This window comes from Domibacillus indicus (assembly GCF_023715895.1).
In the GTDB taxonomy this organism is placed as follows: Bacteria; Bacillota; Bacilli; order Bacillales; family Domibacillaceae; genus Domibacillus; species Domibacillus indicus_A.
This window is the reverse complement of sequence record NZ_JAMBOO010000108.1, coordinates 1-358: the sequence shown is the minus strand read 5'-3', so window position 1 is coordinate 358 and position 358 is coordinate 1. Positions and strand designations below refer to the sequence as shown.

3 tRNA genes are annotated in these 358 nt (G+C 53.9%); all 3 read right to left on the bottom strand.

Features of this window, described 5'->3' with window-relative positions:
* Positions 1-28: 28 nt before the first annotated feature.
* Positions 29-121 (bottom strand) — tRNA-Ser (locus M3221_RS25845).
* Positions 122-145: 24 nt separating this feature from the next.
* Positions 146-219: transfer RNA gene (locus M3221_RS25840), tRNA-Met, on the bottom strand.
* Positions 220-238: 19 nt separating this feature from the next.
* A tRNA-Ala gene (locus M3221_RS25835) sits at positions 239-314 on the bottom strand.
* Positions 315-358 lie beyond the last annotated feature (44 nt).

Sequence of the window (358 nt, the reverse complement as noted above, 5' to 3'; positions counted from 1 at the left end):
GCTGCTCCACCCCGCGACAATAAAATAATGGAGGAGGAAAGGGGATTCGAACCCCTGCGCGGTTTGACCCGCCTGTCGGTTTTCAAGACCGATCCCTTCAGCCGGACTTGGGTATTCCTCCAACATACGTATATATAAACTTAAGTAGCGGCGGAGGGGATCGAACCCCCGACCTCACGGGTATGAACCGTACGCTCTAGCCAGCTGAGCTACACCGCCAAAAAAAGTATTAAAATATTGGTGGAGCCTAGCGGGATCGAACCGCTGACCTCCTGCGTGCAAAGCAGGCGCTCTCCCAGCTGAGCTAAGGCCCCATTTTAATCAATCGGGAAGACAGGATTCGAACCTGCGACCCCTT